The following is a 21,350-nucleotide window of genomic DNA, read 5'->3' as shown; positions in this document are numbered from 1 at the left end:
GGCGGGCTTATAAAAAATCCTCCCAAGGCAGGCAGCGGTAGAACCAGCAGCTCAGCCGGCGAACCAGCGATGCATCCGGCTCGATGCGCCGCACTGAGCGACTGCCATCGGGTAGCTGACCTGTCCAGAGGAGGGCGCCGTTGGCCGCACGCGTGATGTGCCAGCTGTTCTCGGCCTGCAGTCCCTTCATCAAATACGATTTCAAGCGTGCGGCGAATACCGCGCTATGGATGATCACCCCCGTTTCTGTGTTGATGTATTTGGAGCGGGGATCCATGTTGAAGGAGCCGATGAACGACAGGCGGTCATCGACCACGAATCCTTTCGTATGCATGCCCAGCGGTGTGAGTCTGCGCACATGGATGTAGTCTTTGCGATCGACCGCATGCGCATTGAGTTCAAAGAGGCTGACCCCGCTGTCGAGCACACCTTCGCGGCGGTTGACGATCCCCGCCATGGCGGCCACTCCGTCGATGGAAGCCAGGGAATTGGTCAGCACCTGCACATGGACGCCGCGCGCGGTGGCTGCTCTTAGCAGCTCCAGCGTGTCGTTCTGGGGAATGAAATAGGCGGCATGCATCACCACCTCGGACCTGGCCTCGCGCATGGCTCCTTCAATTTTTTTCGATACGGGTGATGCCACAAATCCCTGACGCATCATGCGCTCTGGTGGGTCCGCTATAAACGCGTACTCAGCCCAGATCATGCGACTCACGAGTTGGTGCAAGACATCCAAAGACTCTGCCCGGCTCAGCGCAAGAGGGTAGGGGCATACGCTTTTCGCTGCCAGTGCACGCTTCTTGCGCATGACGTGCTTGCGCAGATCTCGCAGCTTTTCGCGTTCACGATCGGTGATTTTTGACTGATCGCCCACAAGCGTCAGCGGCGACCTCCAGAAAAGCTCAAAGGACTTGGCCGACGCATCCACCACCGGCCCGGCGGCGATGAAATCCAAATCCCGCATGTTGTGCTTTCGATCGATGCCAAAATAGGTGTCTCCCAGGTTTCGCCCGCCGCCCATGACAAGGGCGCCATCTGCGATCATGACCTTGTTGTGCATGCGGCTTTGCATGCGGTCGATCTCTCCGATCACCGGAATGGGATTCCCGGCAAAAATACCCTTCAGATCCGTCAGCGGATTGAAAAAGGCCACCTGAATGTTGGGATGCGCCGCCAGCGCAGCGGAACTCACCTCCACCTGGGCTTTGTTCGTGAGATCCAGCAGCAGTCGGACTTTCACCCCACGATCGGCCGCTGCCAGCAGGCGGTCGGCGAATGTGGTGCCCACCACATCATCATCCCAGATGTAGTATTGCAGGTCCAGCTTGTGCTGCGCTGCCTCAATCATGGCCAGCCGTGCGAGGTATGACTCACGACCATCCGGCAGCATTTCAAATCCAGCCGTGCCCCGGCGGTGGACGGTGTGCTGGCGGCAGGCGTGTGCGATGGATTCCTGACTTACAAAACCCATGATAGGGATGGTGCCAGTATTCGGGCGTAGAGTCCCGCAAGCTGCCAGCTCAAGAATGAGTGCTCCGCAAATCAGGAGACGAGGCCGAAATTTCATCAGATAGGATTCCAGCGCGGAACAAAGATGCAAGTTCATCAAAAAACGAATCGGCATCGGCGTTCTAATTGGATGTTCTTGGCTGATCTCACCTGGCCCGCCGTGGCCGCTCTCGACAAAAACACCCCCATTATCTTTCCCGTCGCAGCCTTGGAGCAGCACGGACGGCACATGCCCGTCTTTACCGACAGCATGCTGACCAACGAACTCGTCCGCCGCACCGAAGCAGCGCTAGGAGAGCGTGTGTTGATCGCGCCTCTGATGTGGCTCGGAAATTCGCACCATCACATGGACTTCCCTGGCACCTTGTCCGCAGACCCACGGCTGTATCTCGATCTGCTCAATGGCCTGATGGACAACTTCATCGCCCACGGCTTCAAGCGCCTCGTCTTCCTCAACGGCCACGGGGGCAACGACATCCCCGGCAAGCAGGCCGTGTTTGAGACGCGGCAAAAATACCGTGATCGCAGCGATCTCCTGCTCCTCTTTGCAACCTACTGGAATCTCGGTGCCGAGCCTTGGACCCGCGATCCCTCCATCCAGCAGCGCGTCATGGGCCACGCCTGTGAATGGGAGACCAGCATGGTCCTGCGCCTCCGCCCCGAACTCGTCGGCGATCTCACAAAAACAAGCGACGTCCCCTTCGGCAACGCCTTCGAACCCGCCTCCCGCGGCTGGATCATGCCCGACCGCAGCGAGCCCGGCCACGTCGGCGATCCTCGCTCCGCCACAGCGGATAAAGGCGAGATGCTCTTCCAGTGCTTCAGCGAGTCAGTCCTGCAACTGCTGGATCGCGTCATTGCGTGGGATGGAAAGAGCTGGGAAGGGTGAAACAGAATCCTTGTTCTATGCCATGAGGAAGACTAGAATGATGCCATGACTGTTGCCGAAATCACTGCTCAGGCACTCAAGCTCGACGAGTCGGGCCGGGTAGCAGTCCTGAACTCCTTGCTGGACTCATTGGACGAGCCGGATCCCAATGATTTTGACGCAGACAGTTTGACCGAGGCCATTCATCGAAGCAACGAGATCAAACTCGGCCTGGTGAGGACGATCACCGAGGAGGAATTGTGGCAGTCGGTGAATGAGTCTCGGAGACGATGAGGCTGGAGTTTCATCCTGGCATTGATCGTGATCTGCGGAGCATCGTGGCCTACTATGACAAGGACTCGCTTTGGGCGGCAGACCGGTTTGTTGCCGAATTCCGTGAGGCTCTTGATGGCATCCGGACAAATCCGACACGACATCATTTTGTCGATTCGACAAGGAGGCGCTGCAATTTGAAGCATTTTCCTTATCACCTCATTTACGAACTCGGTGCCGACGCAGTGCATGTGCTGGTTGTGCGGCACCACCGCAGGCGGCCTGATTATGGAATGCGAAGAAAAATGCAGTGATCTCCGTTTGTTGCCGTACTCCACTCCATGCCCACTCCCCGCTCCTCCACCTGGAAATGGTACCTCTGCGGCCTCTTGCTGCTTGCCACCACCATCAATTACATGGACCGGCAGACGCTGGCGAATGCCTCCACACGCGTGTCGAAGGAGTTTAATTTATCTCAGGAGCAGTATGGCGATATGGAGCTGGCGTTTGGCTGGGCCTTCGCCGTGGGGTCGCTCGTCTTCGGCTTCCTGGCAGACCGCTTTCGCATTTACTGGCTCTATCCGGTGGTGCTCAGCGGCTGGTCGCTGATGGGGATCGCCTCCGCGCAGACTGAGGGCTACTGGCCCCTGCTGACTTGCCGTGTGCTGCTGGGCTTTTTTGAGGCCGGGCACTGGCCCTGCGCGTTGAAGACGACCTTTGCCCTTCTGAACGCCAAGGAACGCACCATGGGCAACAGCGTGCTGCAAAGCGGTGCCTCCATCGGTGCTGTCGTGACGCCGCCGCTGATGCTCTGGCTGATGACTGACGAGCTGTCGAGCTGGCGGCTCGCGTTTGAGGCCATCGGCTACATCGGCCTGCTGTGGGTGGTACTGTGGTTTGTGTCGATACGCAAAAGCGATCTGGATGTGGTGGTGGAGGATGACCCGGCGAAGCGTGAAAGCCTGTGGGGCATTCTGATGGGCGGCCGCTTCTGGGCGCTGGCGATTCTGATCTTCGGCGCACAGACCTGCTGGCATTTGTTTCGCGTGTGGTTGCCGAAGTTCATGCAGGAAGGGCGGGGGTACTCGGAGACGGAGGCGCTGGCCTTCAATTCGGCCTACTACATCGGTACCGACATCGGCTGCATCGCAGCAGGGGTCATTTCGCTATGGCTCGCACGGCGGTTTGGCATCTCCGCCCATGGTGCACGGCGCTGGGTGTATTCCAGCGCGTGTCTAATGACGTCCTTCAGCGTGCTGCTGCTGTGGCTGCCGAAAGGCTGGCCGCTCATGGGTGCGATCCTCGTCGTTGGTGCCGGAGCGCTGGCCTTGTTCCCATGCTACTACAGTTTTGTGCAGGAGCTGTCAGACCGGCATGTCGGTCGTCTCACGGGCTTGCTCAGCACCTGGGTGTGGGCGGTGTCCTCGCCCATGCACAAGTTGTTCGGCCACGTCATTGACGAGACCAAGTCCTTTGACCTCGGCATGGCCGCCGCTGGCCTCGCCCCATGGCTCGGTGTGATCGCCATGAAGTTGCTGTGGGACAGGCAAAAGTCGCACAACCCGACGGCTCTGGCGCGTTGATGTGAGCATGTTTCGTCTGCTCACTCCCGCCCTCTTTGTTATCTCCGCCCTCCACGCCGCCGAGCCGTACGAAATAAAGCTCGAAACGATCACCCAGGGATACGATGGTAAAATGTGCTGGGTCCATCCGCGTGCAGGCGCGATCCCCGGCAGCCCGCCGCAGGTCGTGCTCACGATGCAGAAGCTACTGCTCACCGGCAGCGATGTCTTTTATGCATTGAACCACGTCAGCACCTCCGGTCTCGGCAAGACGTGGACGCAGCCTGTCGAGCACACGGCAACTCTGGGCCGACGCGAAGAGCCGGAAGGCGTGATTGTCGCCGCCTGTGACTTCACGCCGAAGTATCATGCAAAGTCAGGCAAACTCCTCGGCATCGGCCACACCGTGCGTTATTCCGACAACAAGGTCATTCACGAACGCCCCCGCGAAACCTGCTTCTCCGTCTATGATCCGCAGCAGTCCACGTGGTCACCGTGGACAGCGATGCCGATGCCAGAAGGTCCCAAGTTTTTCAACGCGGGCGCTGGCAGTGTGCAGCGCGTCGATATCGAAAACGGCGACATCCTCCTGCCCATCTACTTCAAAGCCAAAGGCGACAAATACTACCGCGTCACCGTGCTGCGTTGCAGCTTTGACGGCAGCGCCCTGCACTATGTCGAGCAAGGCAATGATCTGGCGCTGGAGTCCGGGCGCGGCGTCTATGAGCCCTCATTGATCCGCTGCGCCGGAAAATTCTATCTGACTCTGCGCAACGACACCGCAGGCTATGTGTGTGTCAGCGATGACGGCCTGCATTTCAGCGAACCCAAACGCTGGGACTGGACTGACGGCAGCGATCTCGGCAACTACAACACCCAGCAGCACTGGGTCACGCACAAAGACCACCTCTATCTCGTTTACACCCGCAGAGGCGCCAACAACGATCACGTCTTCCGCCATCGTGCCCCGTTGTTCATGGCAGAGGTGGACAAAGCCACCCTCACGGTCAAACGCGAAACCGAACGCATCCTTGTGCCCGAGCGTGGTGCACGCCTCGGAAACTTCGGCGTCTGTGAGGTCAGCGAAAACGAAACCTGGGTCACCGTCGCCGAGTGGATGCAGAAGAACGGCCCGGACATCGTCATCAAACCCGACAACAAATACGGCGCAGACAACAGCGTCTATGCCGCACGCCTCCTATGGCAGGACGACAAGTAGCCGGCTTCAGCCCAGATACTCACCAGCAATCACTTCTTCCTCGCCTTCATTCGCATGGATGGCCCCCGAGATGACGCGTTCCGTCACCTCGTCGAGGTAGGTTTGCAAAACCTTGCTCAGTTCAAGGAACTCCGGCCACAGCGTCTCATTCACAAAACTGCGCGGCACTCGGACCATGACCGTGGTCCGTCGCTGGCGTGCGTATCGATACGGCCTGAGCGCATACCGACGCAGCAGGGCAGTGAAGAGTTTTTTCGACCAGCCATCGCTCAGCGTGAACTTGTACTCGATGGGCCTCTCGATCTTTGCCGTCTCACCCAGCCGCCGTTTGATGCGCTCCATGGCATCGGCTGCAGCTTCTTTCTCACCTGGAGTCGCAGCACCTGCATACAGCCGCTCGATCTTGCTGAGTTTGTCGAGGAGGTCCTGTTCGCGCATGCAGGTTATTTCTCAAACCTGGCGCGGTTGTCAACGAATGCACAGGGTTACGATTCACGGCGGATGCCGCGTGTTGCCAGGATGTTGCGCACCAGCCGCAGCATGTCAGCGGGCTCGTACGGCTTGGGCAGCACGGCCGCAAAGCCGTAGGCACCCGGGTTGGCCATGACGGGATCATCTGAGTAGCCGCTGGAGACAATCGCAAAGACATCAGGGTCGATGGCGCGGAGTTTTTCCATCGCACGCACACCGCCCATGCCATTGGGAATGCTGAGGTCGAGAATGACGAGGTCAAAAGCTCGCCCTTGCGTCACGCTTTCTTGGTACATGCGCACCGTTTCACTGCCTTCGGAGCTCTCCACCACATCGAAGCCGTTGCCAGTGAGATTGCGGACGATCAATGAGCGCACCAGCGGATCATCTTCCAGCACCAGGATGCGTGGATTGACAGCATTCAGTTCGGGTGGCGCGTCGAACACCTTGCTCAGGCCAAAAGCGTCCGCGTCTTCACCATCGGAATCCAGCGGCAGGTAGAACCGCACCGTGGTGCCCTTGCCCTGCTCTGAGCTGACCGTCAGCGAGCCGCCATGCGCTTTCGCGATGGATTCACAGACCGTGAGGCCCAGACCCGTCGCGTTGTCAGCCTTGCGGGTGCTGAAGTAGGGTTCAAAAATATGCGAAAGGTGCTCTGTCTGGATGCCTTCACCTGCATCTGCGACTTCGATGGCAAGGCCCGATGGCTGGAAGTTCGTATCAGTGACCATTTCACCGGGGAACATCTCCGCATGATCAGGCGCGAAGCAGCGCACGGTGATTTCACCGCCATCGGGCTGCGCCTGTTCCGCATTGCGGATGAGATTGCTCAGCAGGCGGCGAACCTGCGCACCATCAATGGCGATCTGCGGCAGCCCGGGCTGCACTTCGATGCGGTACTCCACGCGATTGGCGCGCGAGTGATGCGTGAAAAAAGTCTCGATGAGGTCACCCAGTCGGAGCTGCGTTTTGATCGGCGCACCGCCACGGGCAAAGGTGAGCAACTGCTGCACCAGATTCTGCGCCTGCAGCGTAGCCTGCTTGGCCGTGTGCAGTTCGGGCAGCGTGATGGCATTGCGCAGGCGCATCTCGGCCAGCGAGATATTACCCAGCAGCACAGTGAGCAGATTGTTGAAATCATGCGCGAACCCACGCGCCAGCAGGCCTAGGGATTCAAGGCGGTCAATGCGGTTGCGCCGCTCAGCCTCTTCGCGCCGGGCTGTGACATCCTGCACCAGCAGCAGCAGACCTTCAGCAAAGGGGTAGCCGCGCAGTTCCAGCCAGAGCTGCTTTTCGTCCAGGTAGAGTTCCCGGTTCACTGTCTCGCGGTGCAGCATGGCATGGGCGAAGGCCTCATGGTGCAGTTCGCGGGTCGCGCTGGGCATGATGTCCCACAGCGAGAGGCCCAGCATGTTCTGCAAATTGCGGTCAAAGAGACGCAACGCGCTCGCGTTGGCATACGTCACACGCCAGCGGGCATCCAGAGCAAACAGCGGGTCGGAAATGCTTTCGACCACATCTACCAGCGGCGCAGTGCTGCGGTTCGGAATGCTCGCGGTTTCCAATGGCGCTGGCACGGCCGCGGCACGGAAGAGAATGATGAGGCCGGTCAGGTGGCCCTGCCCATCGCGCAGCGGTGCCGTGCGGTCCTGGATCGGCACCCGTTCCCCCGCCAGCGTGGTGAGATAGACGGTGCGCTCCGCTTGCGTGGCGTTCTCCGCAGAGAGAATCTCGGCGGGCTCACCCGTGCTCTGATAAATACGAAAGACCTCGTTCAAAGAGCGGCCAACGGCCTCCTGCGCATTCCAGCCAGTAGCACGGGCTGCGGAAGGGTTCATAAACACCACACCGCCAGACAAGTCTGCGGCGATCACCCCATCAGCGAGGCTTTGAAAGGCCTCAAAGTAGCTGTGCTCCCGGCGTTGACGCTCTGTCTCTTCAAAATGACGCTGTGCAGCCACTTCCACGGCCAGGCGTAGTTCATCGTGATTGAAGGGCTTGAGCAAATACCCATGCGGGTGCGTTTGGCGCGCACGGGCCACGGTGTCCAGATCAGCGCAGGCCGTCACATAAACGATCGCCACTGGGCTGCGGCGTTGCAGCTCTCTCGCCGTTTCAATCCCATCAAGCTGGCCTGCGAGGTGGACGTCCATCAAGACCAGATCCGGGCGAAATTCTTCATGGCGCTCTAAGGCTTCCTCTCCAGACGCACAGATAGCGACGACCACATAGCCCAGTTTGCCGAGGGTCGTAGCCATGTCGCAGCCCACGAGGCCTTCGTTTTCGACGATCAAGATGCGGATGCGATCAGAATTAGTCATTTACCCAAGTGTGTATTATTCTAACCGAGATAAATTAGAAGCGCCATAAGAATTCTAACTCCTTCTATCTTATTCCTGAGAATTCGACCAAATGGTTATTTAGTTCCAGCACCTTACTTTAGTGTCCCGAGTCACTTGGAGGAACTGGCGGGCCCGTTCTTCCCGGTGGGAAAGAAGCTGACATCAGTCCCTTCTTTGCGCAACTACCCGCCGATATGTGCGGCCTCGAGCCTTTGGGTGTCTGGCAGTGACGTGGGGCCTGCAAAAAGAGGGGTGCGACAATTTTTTCCTCGCCATTCGTAGTGTTAATTTAATAATATTGCTGCGATATTTATACCGTATCTCCTATGAAAAGACTCGTCGCATTCCTCGTCGCCCTAGCTCTCAGCTCCTCTCTGGCTGTAGCTCAAACCGCCCCGCAAAAGAAAAGTCCACCCAAGCCCTCGGCCAAAGTGGAGGCCGTTGCCAAAACGCTTTCGCTCTTGGAGAGTGCCCAGTTGCTGTCTTTACTGAACGAGGGTGATCTGGCAGCGCTCATGACGCTTCCTGGCATTGGCGAGGTCCGCGCCAAGGCCATTCAAAAAGTCCGGCCTTTGGCCGATGTGACTCACCTGGTGAAAGCCGAAGGCATCGGTGAAGGCACCTTTGCCCAGATCGTTGCCTACGCGAAAGCAGGTTTTCCGCAGCCGGAGAAAAAAGCGCGGGCTTCTAAAAAGAAGGCTGCGCCGAAGAAAACGGACGCCCAGGCACCCAAATAGCCTCCCCAGGGGCCTTGTAGGCCCCTTCGCTCAGCCAGACGATTCAAGGTCAATTTCTGGCTGATTTTGTGATTCCGGCCCGTCCTTGTGAAATTTTTCACAAATAGCGGTTGCCGCACTGCGGGACGTTCGGATAATCAAATCCGATTCTCCTGCGGTTCCCTGCTCCTACATGGCCACTATCATTGTACAACGTCCTAAACTTGCCTGGCATGAACGCTGGTTCATTTCCACGCTGTACAAAGGGCTGAAAATCACGATTGGGCACGGCATCAAAACCTTCCTCCAGATCGCCGGCAGCAAGCCCAAGGTGACGATGGAATACCCGGAGCAGAAGTGGGACGAACATCTGCCGGACTACTACCGTGGTGCTCCCGCCCTCGTCACCGATGAGCAGGATCGCGAGCGCTGCGTCAGCTGCCAGCTCTGCGAGTTCATCTGCCCGCCCAAAGCCATCAAAATCATCCCCGCTGAGATCCCCAGCGACGATCCGTGGGCCAAGGTCGAGAAGCGCCCCAAGGAATTCGACATCGACATGATTCGCTGCATCTACTGCGGCATGTGCGAGGAGGTCTGCCCGGAGCAGGCCATATTCCTTCGCAAGGACTACGCCATCACCGGTCTCTCACGCCAGGAGATGGTGCACGACAAAAAACGCCTCTATGAAATCGGCGGCCAGCGCGTGGGGCTGGTGAACAAGTGGAACGAGCTCAAATAATGCCCCCGCTGCTGTTCTATCTCTTCGCACTGATCACCCTGGGCTTCGGCTTCATGGTCGTCACCGGGCGCAATCCTGTAACCTGCGCCCTCTCGCTTGCCGCCAGCTTCGTTGGCTTGGCTGCCCTGTTCCTGAGTCTGGATGCCTACTTCATCGCGGTGATCCAAATTCTCGTCTATGCCGGCGCGGTGATGGTGCTCTTCCTCTTCATCATCATGCTCCTCGACATCAAGACGGAGGAGGGCAAGAAACTGAACATGCCAGCCATCGTCTCCGGTGTTCTGCTCGCAGTGTTGCTGACCCTTCAAATCGCCGCAGTTGTCGGCAGCACTGAACTGGCCAAGAAAACCTCGCAGGACACCCCGTTGGCTCTGGCTGAAGCCGCAACAAAGATCGGCAAGGCGGCGGCCCTCCCCACCATCACCAATGACCTCAAATCAGGCACGCTCCCGGATGCCAAGCTCATCGGCTTCACCCTTTTTGATCAATACGGCTTCCACCTTCAAGTGATTGGCCTGCTGCTGCTGGTCGGCACCATCGGTGTGGTTGTTCTCAGCAAACGTGAAAGGAGCGCCCCATGATCACCCTCGGCCACTATCTCGTTGTCAGCGGCATGCTTTTCTCTCTGGGTCTCGCTGGCGTCATTGCCCGCAGAAACATCATCATCGTTTACATGTGTCTGGAGATGATGCTCAGCGCCGCGAATCTCGCGCTCGTCGGCTTCTCCCGCTTTCATCTCGCCAACGGCCTGCCGGATTACACCGCGCAGTCGCTCGTCTTCTTCACCATCACCGTGGCTGCCGCTGAAGTGGCTGTGGGCCTCGCCATCATCGTGGCTCTCTTCCGCTCCAAACAGAGCGTGGATGTGGAGTCCGTCACCAAACTTCAAGGATAACGCGCCCGCATGCACGCCAGCATCATCCTACTGCTGCCATTCTTTTCGGCGCTCGTCATTCTTCTGGGGCACCGTCAGCTCAAAGGTGCCGCTGTGCTCATTTCAGTGGGCTCCTCGATCATTTCCTTCATCGCCTGCCTGGCTCTCTTGGCTGCGGCAGATGACAACAAGACGCAGATGCTCCTGCCTTTCCTTGATGTCGGTCATTTTCACGCAAACATTGATGTCCTGATCGACAAGCAGAGCCGCGGCATGATGTTCATCGTCAGCTTCATCGGCATGCTGGTGCATATCTTCTCGCTCGGCTACATGAAGGACGATGAGGCAAAGCCCCGCTTCTTCGGCTCACTCTCGCTCTTCATGTTTTCCATGACTGGCATCGTGCTGGCCGGAAACCTGATCATGATGTTCATCTTCTGGGAGCTCGTCGGTCTGAGTTCCTACCTGCTGATCGGCCACTGGTATCAAAAAGCCAGCGCAGCGGAAGCCTGCAAAAAAGCCTTCCTCACCAATCGCATTGGTGACTTCGGCTTCATGATCGGCATTCTGCTGCTGTTTGGAGCTCATCACGGCAATGTAAATATCGAAGACCTCACCTCGGCTTTTGGGCCCGGCGGTCCGCTGAGTCCTGAGGCACCCGGTTATAGCGCTGGTTTCACCACGGCCGCTGCCCTGTGTATCTTCCTCGGTGCGGTGGGTAAATCCGCCCAGTTCCCGCTGCACGTCTGGTTGCCAGACGCCATGGAAGGCCCCACTCCCGTCTCCGCCCTCATCCACGCCGCTACCATGGTCGCCGCAGGTGTTTACATGCTCGTCCGTATGAGCTTCCTCATTGAGGCTTCTCCCCTAGCGGCTGAAATCATCGCTGGCATCGGCGCCTTCACCGCTCTGATGGCCGCCTTGATGGCCACACAGCAGAATGACATCAAGCGTGTGCTAGCCTACTCCACCCTCTCCCAGCTTGGCTACATGGTCATGGCCGTCGGTGCCGTGGCAATGGCTGGCCATCCTCACGGTCCGAATCCCGGCCATCCGGCCATGTTCCATCTCTACACTCACGCTTTTTTCAAAGCGATGCTCTTCCTCGGTTCCGGTGCCATCATCTATGCCTGCCACCACGAGCAGGACATCTGGAAGATGGGCGGTCTACGCAAGCACATGCCCGTCACTTTCTGGACCTTCCTCATCGGCACTCTGGCATTGATGGGCCTTCCCTACATCACCAGTGGCTTCTACAGCAAGGAAGGCATCTTGGGAGCGGCTTATGACAGCGGCTGCAACATTCTCTTCCACTCAGCCGCGCTCACCGCCCTGCTGACTTCGTTCTACATGATGCGGTTGGTCATCATCGCTTTCTTCGGCAAGCCACGCACCGAGTCGGCACATCACGCGACTGAGGTGCCGTTGATCATGCTGCTCCCTCTGGTGATCTTGGCGATCTTTTCGATCTTTTCAGCCTGGGATGGATTTGCCACGCCGCTGCAGGCCCTGAAACCCGCGCATGAGCCGCCTCACGCCACCGTGCTGTTTGCCTCCATCGCCGCATTCCTCATCGGAACCGGCGGCGCGATCTACCTCTATCGCGGCAAGGATAAGGACCCCATCAGCATCAAGCTCTTCGCCAACAAGTTCTACTTCGACGAAATGTACGCCGTCATCGTCCGCATCTGCCAGGACCGCTTGGCGTGGATCGTCACCGCCTTGGAGCGTGTGTTTGTGGATGGCCTCGTCGCCCGTCTGCCCACGGCGCTCGTCGCTCGTCTCGGAGCCGCCACCCGCATGCTGCAGGGCGGACATCTGCAAGGCTACACTTTCCTGCTGGGCGGTGGCGTTATTGCCGTGATTTATCTTGTTGTTTTTGTGCTGCCCCGTCTGGGCCATTGATGGAGAAATTGAATGAGCGTTCTTGAATTAATCATCGCACTACCCCTCCTCGCCGCACTGGCGGTCGGGCTCGGTGCGCCTGCCCGCGCAGTATCCCTCGGTGCCACGATCATCAATCTGATCCTCGTCTTGTACACCACGGTGCAATACTGGGGCAAAACTGGACTCGCCTTCACCTATTCGCGGCCGATCCTCGAAAATCCATCCCTCAGCTTCGCCGTCGGTGCGGATGGCATATCACTCATTCTCGTCCTGCTCACCACCCTGGTGATGCTGGCCGCCATCTGGCAGATCCATGACCGCCCTGCTATCTTCTACATTTCCTCGCTGCTCATCGGCGGCGGTGCACTGGGAGCCTTCCTCACCACGGATATTTTCTTCATCTACGCCTTCCACGAACTCGCGTTGATCCCCACCTTTCTCATGATAGCACTTCATGGGCGTGCCGAACCCGCCCATCGCAAGGCCGTTGCATGGAAAGCTACGATTTATCTCGGTGCTGGCAGCCTAGTCCTGCTCGCAGGTTTGGTCTGGCTCGTTCTCGAATTCAGCGGCGGCTCCAAGCTCACCTTCGACCTCGAAGCCCTTCGCAGTCAGGCCAGGCTCAATCCGCTGCCCGCTGCCAAACAGGCACAGATCTTCTTCGTCCTCCTGCTGGGATTTGGCTCCCTCGTCAGCCTCTTTCCCTTTCATAGCTGGGCAGCACCTGCTTACGCCACCGCACCCACTCCGGTAGCTATGCTGCACTCTGGAGTGCTAAAAAAATTCGGTCTCTATGGTCTCATCCGCATAGCCCTGCCGCTCCTGCCGCAGGGTGTCCATGTGGAATGGGTGCAGAACGCACTGCTGCTGATGCTCCTCGGCAACATTCTCATCATGGGCCTCGTCACCATCCATGCAAATCGTCTCGACGACACGCTCGCAAACTCCAGCGTCATGCACATGGGTTACATTTTCCTCGGCATCGCCGCAGGCACGGAAATCGCCCTCAAAGGCGCGGTGATCCTCATGTTCGCCCATGGCATCTCCATTGCGCTGCTTTTCGGCCTCTGCGGTCGCATGCGCAATCAGCTTGGCACCCTGGAGTACAACAAGCTCGGCGGCCTAGCCTCCCATGCACCAGCCTTTACAGTGCTCTTTGCCTTTGGTGCCTTTGCCTCCATCGGTCTCCCCGGCCTGACTAACTTTGCGGGGGAAGTAATGATCTTCCTCGGCAACTTCACCGAAATCAAAGCAGGTGCTTTGACCAATCTGCAATGGACCGTCATCCTGGCGCTCTGGGGCGTGGTGATGTCCGCTGTTTATATGCTGCGTGCCTATCGCAGCATCTTCCACGGCAGCCCTGCCACCGGCCTGTTCATGATCGATCCTGCGTTTTCACAGCGCGTCCCCTTCATCATCCTCGCAGCCACGCTGCTTGTCACCGGCTGCTGCCCTTGGCTGCTGCTCAACCTCATGAAATCCGCGCTGTAGTCCTGCCATGAGCGTTTTCACCATCGAAGCCGGCCTCGCCCTCCTCGGACTTGCACTGCTGCTGCTCGAGGCCTTCAAGCCCGACATCTCCCGCAGCACTCTCGGTCTCACCGCCATCGCAGGCACCACGCTCGCGCTCGTGCTGTTCTTCTTCGTGCCGCACGACAGCGCCAGCCTGCCCGGCTTCGTCCAGCCCTGGCACCAGCTCGACAGTCTCGCCCTTTTCTACAAAGGCTTCGCGCTCGCAATAACCATCCTCGTTCTCTGGCTCACGCTTGAGTGCGCCCCGTATCTCACCCGCTTCACCGTCGACGGCAAACTCGCCGAAATGTTCAGCCTGCCGCTCATCGTTTGCGCGGGCATGATGTGGATGGCCTCCGCTCGTGATCTTGTCACAGTCTTCGTCACCCTGGAACTCGTCACCGTCTCGTTCTACGTCCTCGTCGCCTTCGCACGTAAAAGCGCCTTCAGCCTCGAAGCCGGTGTCAAATACCTCATCCTCGGCGCTCTTTCGACCGGCGTCCTCGTCTATGGCATCGCCTGGATCTACGGCGCCACCGGCACCATGAGCTTCGACGGCATCGCCAAAGCGCTCGCCAATCCTGCCACCAGCAAAACCACCGCACTCTTCGGTGCCGCCGTGCTGCTTTGCGGTCTCGGTTTTAAAGTCGCCGCCGCTCCCTTCCACATGTGGGTGCCAGATGTCTATCAAGGCGCCCCCACTCCCGTGACGGCCTTCCTGTCCGTCGGCTCCAAGGCCGCTGGCTTCGTCGTCCTCACACGTGCGCTGAACGCTTTCATGGCCGAAGGCTCCATCATCGGCAGCGAGATTCAGGCCCTCCTGCTCGTCACCGGTTCGCTCACCGTCCTGCTCGGTAGCCTGCCAGCGATGTTCCAGACCAGCGTCAAGCGTCTGCTCGCCTACTCCAGCATCTCCCACGCTGGCTACCTGCTCCTCGCACTCGCCTGCCGCGAAAGCGCCCGCTTCGATCTCTCCTCCGGTAGCGTCGTCGCCTTCTACCTCGCCACCTACCTGCCCATGACCGTTCTCGGCTTCCTCGGTCTCGGCCTCATGCGCGCCAACGGTCTCGGAGAAGACATCAAGGACTTCGCCGGACTCGCCAAACGCAACCCGCTCCTAGCGATGCTGATGACCATCTCCTTCGCATCCCTCGCCGGTCTGCCGCTCACCGCAGGTTTCCTCGGCAAGCTCTTCGTCTTCCTCGGCCTGGCCGATCATGGTTACTGGGGTGCCCTGATCTGTGCCATCATCGCCGCCGCCGCCGGTTTCTACTACTACTTCAAGACCATCCTCGCGATGTACACCACCGAAGGCACCGATGTCCCCGCGCTGACCTTCTCAGGCCCCGCCAAAGCCGTCGCCTGTGCCCTCGCCCTCATCATCCTGATCCTCGGTGTCTATCCCAAGCCGCTGCAGCAAGTGCTGACGCCTTCGGGCGTAGGCATGGTTGCGAAGTGAACAAAAACGCAGCCGCCATTGACAGCGGACAGCCTCTTTGGGTTAAATCCGTACATGAATCGCAAATTAATGATCAGCTACTGGGCATGCTGGTTTGGTTGTCTGGTACCGATGGGAACGGCGCAGACAAACCCGACACCATCTGCCAAACTGGATGTATCAGCAGACGCAGTATTAAATTGGGATGATCTGCTTGGCCTCACGCGCCAGAAATACGAGTCCGTTTACAACCAGTTTTCGAAGGGTAACCTCCCAATTTACGAACAGTCTGCGTCCAGGTCCGAAGGGTATGCGATTTCGGCGTATTCAGACAAGTACGACATCAATCTCACGGCCTTTGCTGGCGCACTCAAACTGAGCCTGTTCGAAGTTTTTTGGGAGGATGATAAAGCCAGATCGATCCGAATGATTTTGCTTCCTGGTGACAAGCTGACCACACAACCTGCGGCTGTTTATGCACTGCTGGCCAGTCATTTCGGCAAGGAAGGTGAAGATGGCAAAATAAAATCAACCCTCGAAACGATTCCGGTCAAACAATGGCTCAAAGCCGGGTATGGTGTTTTTGCTTACCAAGATTCAACCGGACGGTTCTCCATCAATGTCGCTCCTACCGGCAGAGACCCGGCACGTCGGGAAACACAACCGGAAATCTCGGCCAACCTAGATGCACTGTTGAATTTCACGAGCCTCTGGAAATGGAGTCCGGCAGATTTGGAAAAGAACTACGTGCTGAAGCTTCAAGATCAGGATAAGCAGCAAAAGCCTCCGCAGTTTGAATGGGTGAGCAGTGCCAAGGACCGCGCACGCTTTTCACGTCACATGTTCAGTAACGCGGAGACCAATCTGACCATGTTTGGTGGTTCCATCAAAGTGGAGGAAGCCATTCTGGAGCTTGTGAACGGCAAAACAGCGCGCGTCACGATCTCCTTCTACAATCGCGGCGACTCGGGCGATATCACCACGAAGGAGTTCGACCGCATTTTCAAGCTGATTGGTCAAAACCTCGGTCAGGTGATGAAGGTCGCTCCCAAGCGCCAGATATTGTCCTCCAATGCCGCGCTGCCCGTCACCGGCTGGAACTGGACTTCACCCAGCGGTGTCGCATTGCTCGAATACAACGAGTACAACACCCCCGGCAAAGTGACGAGGCCCGAGTTCTTGCGCCTGAAACTAGCAGCGCCCAATCAGGCCGACTGGAGCATGGGCAAGATGGCCACCGGCGTCCAGCGCATGGAGCTGCTCCAGCGTGTCAAAAAGACCACTGAAGGTGATGTCTTTATTTCCGGCGTTCCCATGGTGGATCAGGGGCAGAAAGGCTACTGCGTCGCCGCGAGCTGTCAGCGCTTGTTTGAGTACATGCGCATTCCCTGTGACCAGCACGAGATGGCGAAGCTTGTCAGCATCGATGCTGGAAGCGGTGCTGACATCACCACCATGCAGAAGAGCCTCGCCAAGATCGATGGAGCCTTCAATGTGACTTTCAAACCGCTGGTGAATCCCGAACAGTATTACTACCGTGGCAAGCGCCGTGTATCTGAGAAGGAATTCATTTCCATCGTCAAAGAATACACCGACAAAGGCGTGCCCTTGCTCTGGGGCCTTTTCCTGGGTCAGAAGCCCGAGGATCCACCGCTACCGGGCGGCGGCCAGATCAGCGGCGGCCACATGCGCCTGATCATCGGCTACAACCTCGCCAAACACCAGTTGCTCTTCACCGACTCCTGGGGTGCAGGCCATGAAGTCAAGCGCATGACGCTGCTCGACGCCTACGATGTTACCTTGGGCCTCTACTCAATGGCTCCGCGCGGATTCTGATCAGGGCGCACGGCCTTCTTCGACATCCATCACATCAAAGAACGTCACCAAGTCTTCACGGTGCCCGAGCCCGGCTTCTGCACGCTGTTTGACGAGTCCTTCGGACGCCGCATCCCGCCAGCCACGCTTGTGCATGAAGCCGTTCCAGATCTCAATCTGCTCTGCGGTAGGTCGGTTGCCGGTCAGGCAGCACCACTCCAGGATCTCTTCATCGGTGCCGCCTGCGAGCGTGCGTCCAGACAGTTCATAGAAATCCACGCCGAGAAATTTGCACACACGCTCATCAAAGGTGCGGCTCCCCGTCAGATAGCCCAGATGATAACCTTCAGGCAATTGGCCTTCCTTGGCGTTGAGACGGATTTTATCGAGGATGCGGCCAAACACGGCGATGCCGCCGACCAGATCACGAGGGGAACGAATGGGAAATGCCATGCGCCTTTTTAACGAGGGCGCATGGTAAAGTCAATCCACTGCCCTTATTCAGCCTTCTTCTTCTTTCCCTTCGCCGCGCCTTTGCCAGCTGGCTTGGCAGCAGCAGCCACCTTTTCGCCGGGCTTCGGCAGGGTGCCCTTTACCTCTTCCCAAGCAGGATTCAGCGTGGCTTCGTGCATCGAGAAATTACGGAAGTCCACCGACTGCCCGCTCACGGTAAAGCCGGGGCTGGCTTTCTCGGTCAGGAAAAGCTCACTGGCTCCCCATGCGACCAGGTCGTCCACCTTGCCCAGCATTTTATCGCCCACCATTTCCAGACGCACCTTGTGCCAGCCTTCGCCGATCTCCGTGGTAAAGCGCGCAAACACCACCGCCTTGTCCGGGCCTTCATGGTCATTGTCATCCCGTTGAATCGCCACCGACTTCGGCGTGATGCTGATGCGCGCCATGTGATCCTTGATCGCGTTGATGGACAGGCTTGTGCTCTTCGCGCCCGAAAACTTGAACTCATACTCAACCACAAAGTCCTTCAGCTTGTTGGGCAGACGTGTCACCGCGCCATGCTTGTCCGCCGCCAGCTCAGAGCCGCGCAGCACACCGTCCACCGCCTCCCACTTACCCTTGGCAGCCTTCCACGGCGCGCCGGTACCGGAACTGAGATTGTTTTCATAGATGACCTTGCCAGGGATGGCGAGCAGCGGCTTGTCCTCGGCACGAGCAGCAAAGGCGGCGAGAGCGAGCGTCAGGGTGAGCAGGGAAGCATGTTTCATGGGCCGTTGTGAACGCATCCCATGCATCCATGTTGCGTCAAAATTCCCGACCTGATAGAACCAGCGGATGCGTACCACCGCTGTTTGCCTCACTCTCGTCCTCACCTCCATGCAAGCCGCCGAACCCAATGCTACCGCCGATGCCTGGCTGGCGAGAGCAAAAATCGCCACGCCCTTGCAGGTGCCTGCCTCTCTAGAAGCATGGCAGCAGCAGCGTACCGAAATCCGCGCAAAGCTGAACGAACTCCTCGGCGATCTCCCGCCCCGCCCACCGACCACTGCCTTCCAAGTGATCAGCCGTGAAGACAAAGGCAGCTACACCCTAGAGACGATTCAGTTCGACGACGGCGCGGGCGAAATTGTGAAAGGCTATGTCTTCATCCCGAAGCACGCCACGCCACAAAACAAAGCTCCCGCTATCCTCTACTGCCACTGGCACGGCGGCCAGTATGACAGCGGCAAACAAGAACTCCTGCAGACCAATGCCACCCCCGTGGCCGCAGGTCCCGCTTTGGCAGAAGCAGGTTACATCGTCCTCGGCATCGACGCGCCCTGCTTTGGAGAACGCAACGGACACGGCCCCGACGGCCCGCAGCAGCTAGGCAGCGCGGGCGAGATGACCGCCGCCAAATTCAATCTCTGGGTCGGTCGCACCCTTTGGGGCATGATGCTTCGAGATGACCTCACCGCCCTCGATTACCTCTGCTCACTCCCCGAGGTGGACGCACACCGCATCGGCGTCACCGGCATCAGCATGGGCTCCACCCGCAGTTGGTGGATCATGGCGCTCGATGACCGTCCGCGTGCCGCCGTTTGCGTCGGCTGCATGACCCGCTACGAAGAACTCATCCGCGCCAGCATGCTCAAAGCCCACGGCATCTACTACTTCGTCCCCGGCATGCTCAAACACTTCGACACCGAAGCCATCATCGCCCTCGCAGCACCACGCCCCATGCTCTTCATGACCGGAGACCAAGACAGCGGCTCCCCCACCGACGGCGTGCATCACATCGGCGAAATCGTCAGCCAAATCTACGCACTGCATGGCAAAGAAACGCCATCCTATTTCGAAAACACCCTCTATCCCGACGTCGGCCACGTCTATCTCCCTGAGATGTGGGAGCAGACCCTGAAATGGCTGGATCGCTGGGTGAAAAATTGATACAATCGGTCCTGCCATGAATTTTCCACCCAAGGCCATCAGCGTGCTTCTTTTGGTGCAGTGCCTGTTCATCGGGATCGGCTATGCCCTCACACGCAAAATGGTGCGCTGGATGGAGAAAATCGAGCCGCCGAATTTGATGCTGGATGCCTTGCCAAACTACGCGGCATTCGTGTTCAAAACCGGCCTCTGGGCATTTTTGATTCCGTTGCTTTGGGCAGTATGGGTCAGCTTGCATTCTGGATCTCATCAAGGCATCCCGTTGATACGATCTGCTGATGCAAAAATCACCGTGGGTCTGACTGTCGTGACCGTGTGCCTCTGGCCGTACGCTGCGTTGCAGGCAATGGACGTGGCCTTTGGTTTTCACGGGCCTATAACCGTGGTCAATCACTCGAACTGACGAACAACCCAGTCAAGTAGCTCAAGAAGTCGTCAAGAGGTGCCGTCAGCCCCCTCTTGATCCAGCTTTGACCTCTTGACCATCCCTTGACAGTCCCTCCCCGCTCCTACCACGAGCTCAAATCATCATGCAGCCGCTCCATCTCACGGGAGAAGGCCGCACGTTCCGGCATGTCTGGCTCTCCATAAGGAACAATCTCGACAACGTTCTTGCGCAGCACCGTGATGCCGCTGCCGCCGTCGGGCTTCTGAATGCTGCTCCAGGCGCAATCCGCAAAGCGTGCGGCCAGCAGGCAGTCCTGCGGCGTGGTATGTCCGCCACGTTGCAAATGGCCCAGCACCGAAGGGCGCACCTCGAGGTCGGGGAAGGGGGCCCCGGCGCGTTGGAAGTACTGCTGGAAGGCATCCATCAGCACGTAGGCGCGGTTGCGCTTCTGCGGCGGGTCAAACTCCACGCCTTCCGCTACCAGCACGATGGCGTGGCCGCGTCCGCGTGTCATCGCGCCTTCGATCTTGGCCGCGAGCTTCTTCATAGCCTCCTCGTTCAGCGGGCCCGTTTCCGGCGTGATGATCATCTCTGCACCCGAGGCCAGACCAGCCATGCGCGCCAGATCTCCGCTCGCACGTCCCATCGTTTCCAGCACCATCACGCGGCGGTGGCTGCGCGCGGTGTCGATGAAGTGATCCACCGCCCAGACCAGCGTGTTGACCGCCGTGTCCACGCCCAGCGCCATGTCAGTGAATTGCAGATCGTTATCGATCGTGGCAGGAATGCCGATCACGCGCAGATCGCTTTCTGCTGCGAGCAGCCGCGCACCCGTCAGCGAGCCATCACCACCCACCACGACCAGCGCCCGCACGTTGAGGCTCTTGAGAAGCTTGATCACGCTGTCGCGCACCTTTTTCTCGTGGAATTCCAGGCAGCGCGCAGAGCCGAGGATGGTGCCCCCCTTGCCCATGATGCCGCTCACGCTGGCGTGGTCCATTTGGATGACGTGCAGCTGCTCGGAGATCAATCCCGAACGGCCGGTATGGGTGGCGATGTCGTTTTTCAGGCGCACCAGGGCTTCCGCGTCGTCATTCACGGCACGCGCCGTGCGGACGAGACCGCGGTAGCCGTCGCGAATGCCGAGCACGGCGACTTTTTCACGGTTCAGGCCCAGGCGCACGATGGCGCGCAGGAAGGCATTCATGCCAGGTGAGTCACCACCACTGAAGAGGACGGCGACGGATTGTTCGGGGAAAGAGGCGCTCATGGAAAATTTAAAATTAGGGGGATTCTCTGCTTAGCGAGCACTCCGCGCGTGGCAAGTGGCTGCTGATGCCGCTGGAATTCCT

20 protein-coding genes are annotated in these 21,350 nt (G+C 58.6%); 14 read left to right on the top strand and 6 right to left on the bottom strand.

The annotated features are described in order from the left end of the window. Window positions 1–7 precede the first annotated feature (7 nt). Complete coding sequence (locus PSV43_RS25120; RefSeq protein ID WP_300204249.1) at window positions 8–1,471, bottom strand: phospholipase D family protein; 1,464 nt, start codon at window positions 1,469–1,471, stop codon at window positions 8–10. 168 nt (window positions 1,472–1,639) lie between these two features. On the opposite strand from PSV43_RS25120, the gene PSV43_RS25115 reads away from it, so the two are divergent. From PSV43_RS25115 to PSV43_RS25100, 4 genes are all read left to right on the top strand, one after another. Further along, on the top strand, window positions 1,640–2,398 hold the full coding sequence (locus PSV43_RS25115; protein WP_345784693.1) for a creatininase family protein: 759 nt from the start codon (window positions 1,640–1,642) through the stop codon (window positions 2,396–2,398). 45 nt (window positions 2,399–2,443) lie between these two features. After that, window positions 2,444–2,671 (top strand): hypothetical protein, encoded by a 228-nt coding sequence (locus PSV43_RS25110; RefSeq protein WP_300204243.1) that lies wholly within the window; start codon window positions 2,444–2,446, stop codon window positions 2,669–2,671. A 320-nt stretch (window positions 2,672–2,991) separates the two neighbouring features. Then, window positions 2,992–4,233 (top strand): MFS transporter, encoded by a 1,242-nt coding sequence (locus PSV43_RS25105; RefSeq protein ID WP_300204240.1) that lies wholly within the window; start codon window positions 2,992–2,994, stop codon window positions 4,231–4,233. A gap of 7 nt (window positions 4,234–4,240) precedes the next feature. Beyond that, complete coding sequence (locus tag PSV43_RS25100; protein WP_300204238.1) at window positions 4,241–5,431, top strand: sialidase family protein; 1,191 nt, start codon at window positions 4,241–4,243, stop codon at window positions 5,429–5,431. Window positions 5,432–5,437: 6 nt separating this feature from the next. On the opposite strand, the gene PSV43_RS25095 is transcribed toward PSV43_RS25100, so the two are convergent. Continuing rightward, complete coding sequence (locus PSV43_RS25095; protein WP_300204235.1) at window positions 5,438–5,869, bottom strand: hypothetical protein; 432 nt, start codon at window positions 5,867–5,869, stop codon at window positions 5,438–5,440. A 47-nt stretch (window positions 5,870–5,916) separates the two neighbouring features. Beyond that, window positions 5,917–8,223, bottom strand: coding sequence for a response regulator (locus PSV43_RS25090; RefSeq protein ID WP_300204233.1), 2,307 nt, complete (start codon window positions 8,221–8,223; stop codon window positions 5,917–5,919). Between the two features lie 347 nt (window positions 8,224–8,570). Between PSV43_RS25090 and PSV43_RS25085 the strand changes: the two genes are divergently transcribed. The 8 genes from PSV43_RS25085 to PSV43_RS25050 all read left to right on the top strand — a co-directional run bounded on the left by PSV43_RS25085 (window position 8,571) and on the right by PSV43_RS25050 (window position 17,246). Continuing rightward, entirely contained in the window at window positions 8,571–8,981 is a 411-nt protein-coding gene (locus PSV43_RS25085) for a helix-hairpin-helix domain-containing protein (RefSeq protein WP_300204230.1), read from the top strand. Window positions 8,982–9,153: 172 nt separating this feature from the next. Next, window positions 9,154–9,699, top strand: a complete 546-nt coding sequence (locus PSV43_RS25080) for a 4Fe-4S binding protein (protein ID WP_300204228.1) — start codon at window positions 9,154–9,156, stop codon at window positions 9,697–9,699. Beyond that, window positions 9,699–10,280 carry an NADH-quinone oxidoreductase subunit J gene (locus PSV43_RS25075; RefSeq protein ID WP_300204225.1) on the top strand — a complete coding sequence of 194 codons (582 nt, stop codon included), beginning with the start codon at window positions 9,699–9,701 and terminating at the stop codon, window positions 10,278–10,280. The genes PSV43_RS25080 and PSV43_RS25075 overlap by 1 nt, the downstream gene beginning before the upstream one ends. Beyond that, entirely contained in the window at window positions 10,277–10,594 is a 318-nt protein-coding gene (gene nuoK, locus PSV43_RS25070; RefSeq protein ID WP_300204222.1) for an NADH-quinone oxidoreductase subunit NuoK, read from the top strand. The genes PSV43_RS25075 and nuoK overlap by 4 nt, the downstream gene beginning before the upstream one ends. Before the next feature lie 9 nt (window positions 10,595–10,603). Then, window positions 10,604–12,478, top strand: a complete 1,875-nt coding sequence (nuoL, locus tag PSV43_RS25065) for an NADH-quinone oxidoreductase subunit L (protein WP_300204219.1) — start codon at window positions 10,604–10,606, stop codon at window positions 12,476–12,478. 12 nt (window positions 12,479–12,490) lie between these two features. Continuing rightward, complete coding sequence (locus PSV43_RS25060) at window positions 12,491–13,951, top strand: NADH-quinone oxidoreductase subunit M (RefSeq protein WP_300204216.1); 1,461 nt, start codon at window positions 12,491–12,493, stop codon at window positions 13,949–13,951. 7 nt (window positions 13,952–13,958) lie between these two features. After that, window positions 13,959–15,431, top strand: a complete 1,473-nt coding sequence (locus tag PSV43_RS25055; protein ID WP_300204213.1) for an NADH-quinone oxidoreductase subunit N — start codon at window positions 13,959–13,961, stop codon at window positions 15,429–15,431. 54 nt (window positions 15,432–15,485) lie between these two features. Then, a complete protein-coding gene (locus tag PSV43_RS25050) occupies window positions 15,486–17,246 on the top strand; it encodes a C39 family peptidase (protein ID WP_300204210.1) in 1,761 nt (586 codons plus the stop codon). Here PSV43_RS25050 and PSV43_RS25045 read toward each other — a convergent pair whose 3' ends face one another. Next, window positions 17,247–17,678 (bottom strand): DUF5069 domain-containing protein, encoded by a 432-nt coding sequence (locus tag PSV43_RS25045; RefSeq protein ID WP_300204207.1) that lies wholly within the window; start codon window positions 17,676–17,678, stop codon window positions 17,247–17,249. A gap of 44 nt (window positions 17,679–17,722) precedes the next feature. Continuing rightward, a complete protein-coding gene (locus PSV43_RS25040; RefSeq protein WP_300204204.1) occupies window positions 17,723–18,448 on the bottom strand; it encodes a hypothetical protein in 726 nt (241 codons plus the stop codon). Between the two features lie 109 nt (window positions 18,449–18,557). Between PSV43_RS25040 and PSV43_RS25035 the strand changes: the two genes are divergently transcribed. After that, complete coding sequence (locus PSV43_RS25035; protein ID WP_300204201.1) at window positions 18,558–19,610, top strand: alpha/beta hydrolase family protein; 1,053 nt, start codon at window positions 18,558–18,560, stop codon at window positions 19,608–19,610. 16 nt (window positions 19,611–19,626) lie between these two features. Further along, the gene (locus PSV43_RS25030; RefSeq protein ID WP_300204198.1) at window positions 19,627–20,013 is read left to right on the top strand and encodes a hypothetical protein; all 387 of its coding nucleotides are present in this window, start codon (window positions 19,627–19,629) and stop codon (window positions 20,011–20,013) included. Window positions 20,014–20,119: 106 nt separating this feature from the next. Here the strand turns inward: PSV43_RS25030 and PSV43_RS25025 are convergent, their stop codons facing one another. Further along, window positions 20,120–21,268 (bottom strand): 6-phosphofructokinase, encoded by a 1,149-nt coding sequence (locus PSV43_RS25025; protein WP_300204196.1) that lies wholly within the window; start codon window positions 21,266–21,268, stop codon window positions 20,120–20,122. Window positions 21,269–21,350: the final 82 nt, after the last annotated feature.

It is taken from the genome of Prosthecobacter sp. (genome assembly GCF_029946185.1).
Classification (GTDB): domain Bacteria; phylum Verrucomicrobiota; class Verrucomicrobiia; order Verrucomicrobiales; family Verrucomicrobiaceae; genus Prosthecobacter.
The sequence above is the reverse complement of the archived record's forward strand: the minus strand, read 5'-3'. Positions and strand labels throughout refer to the sequence as shown.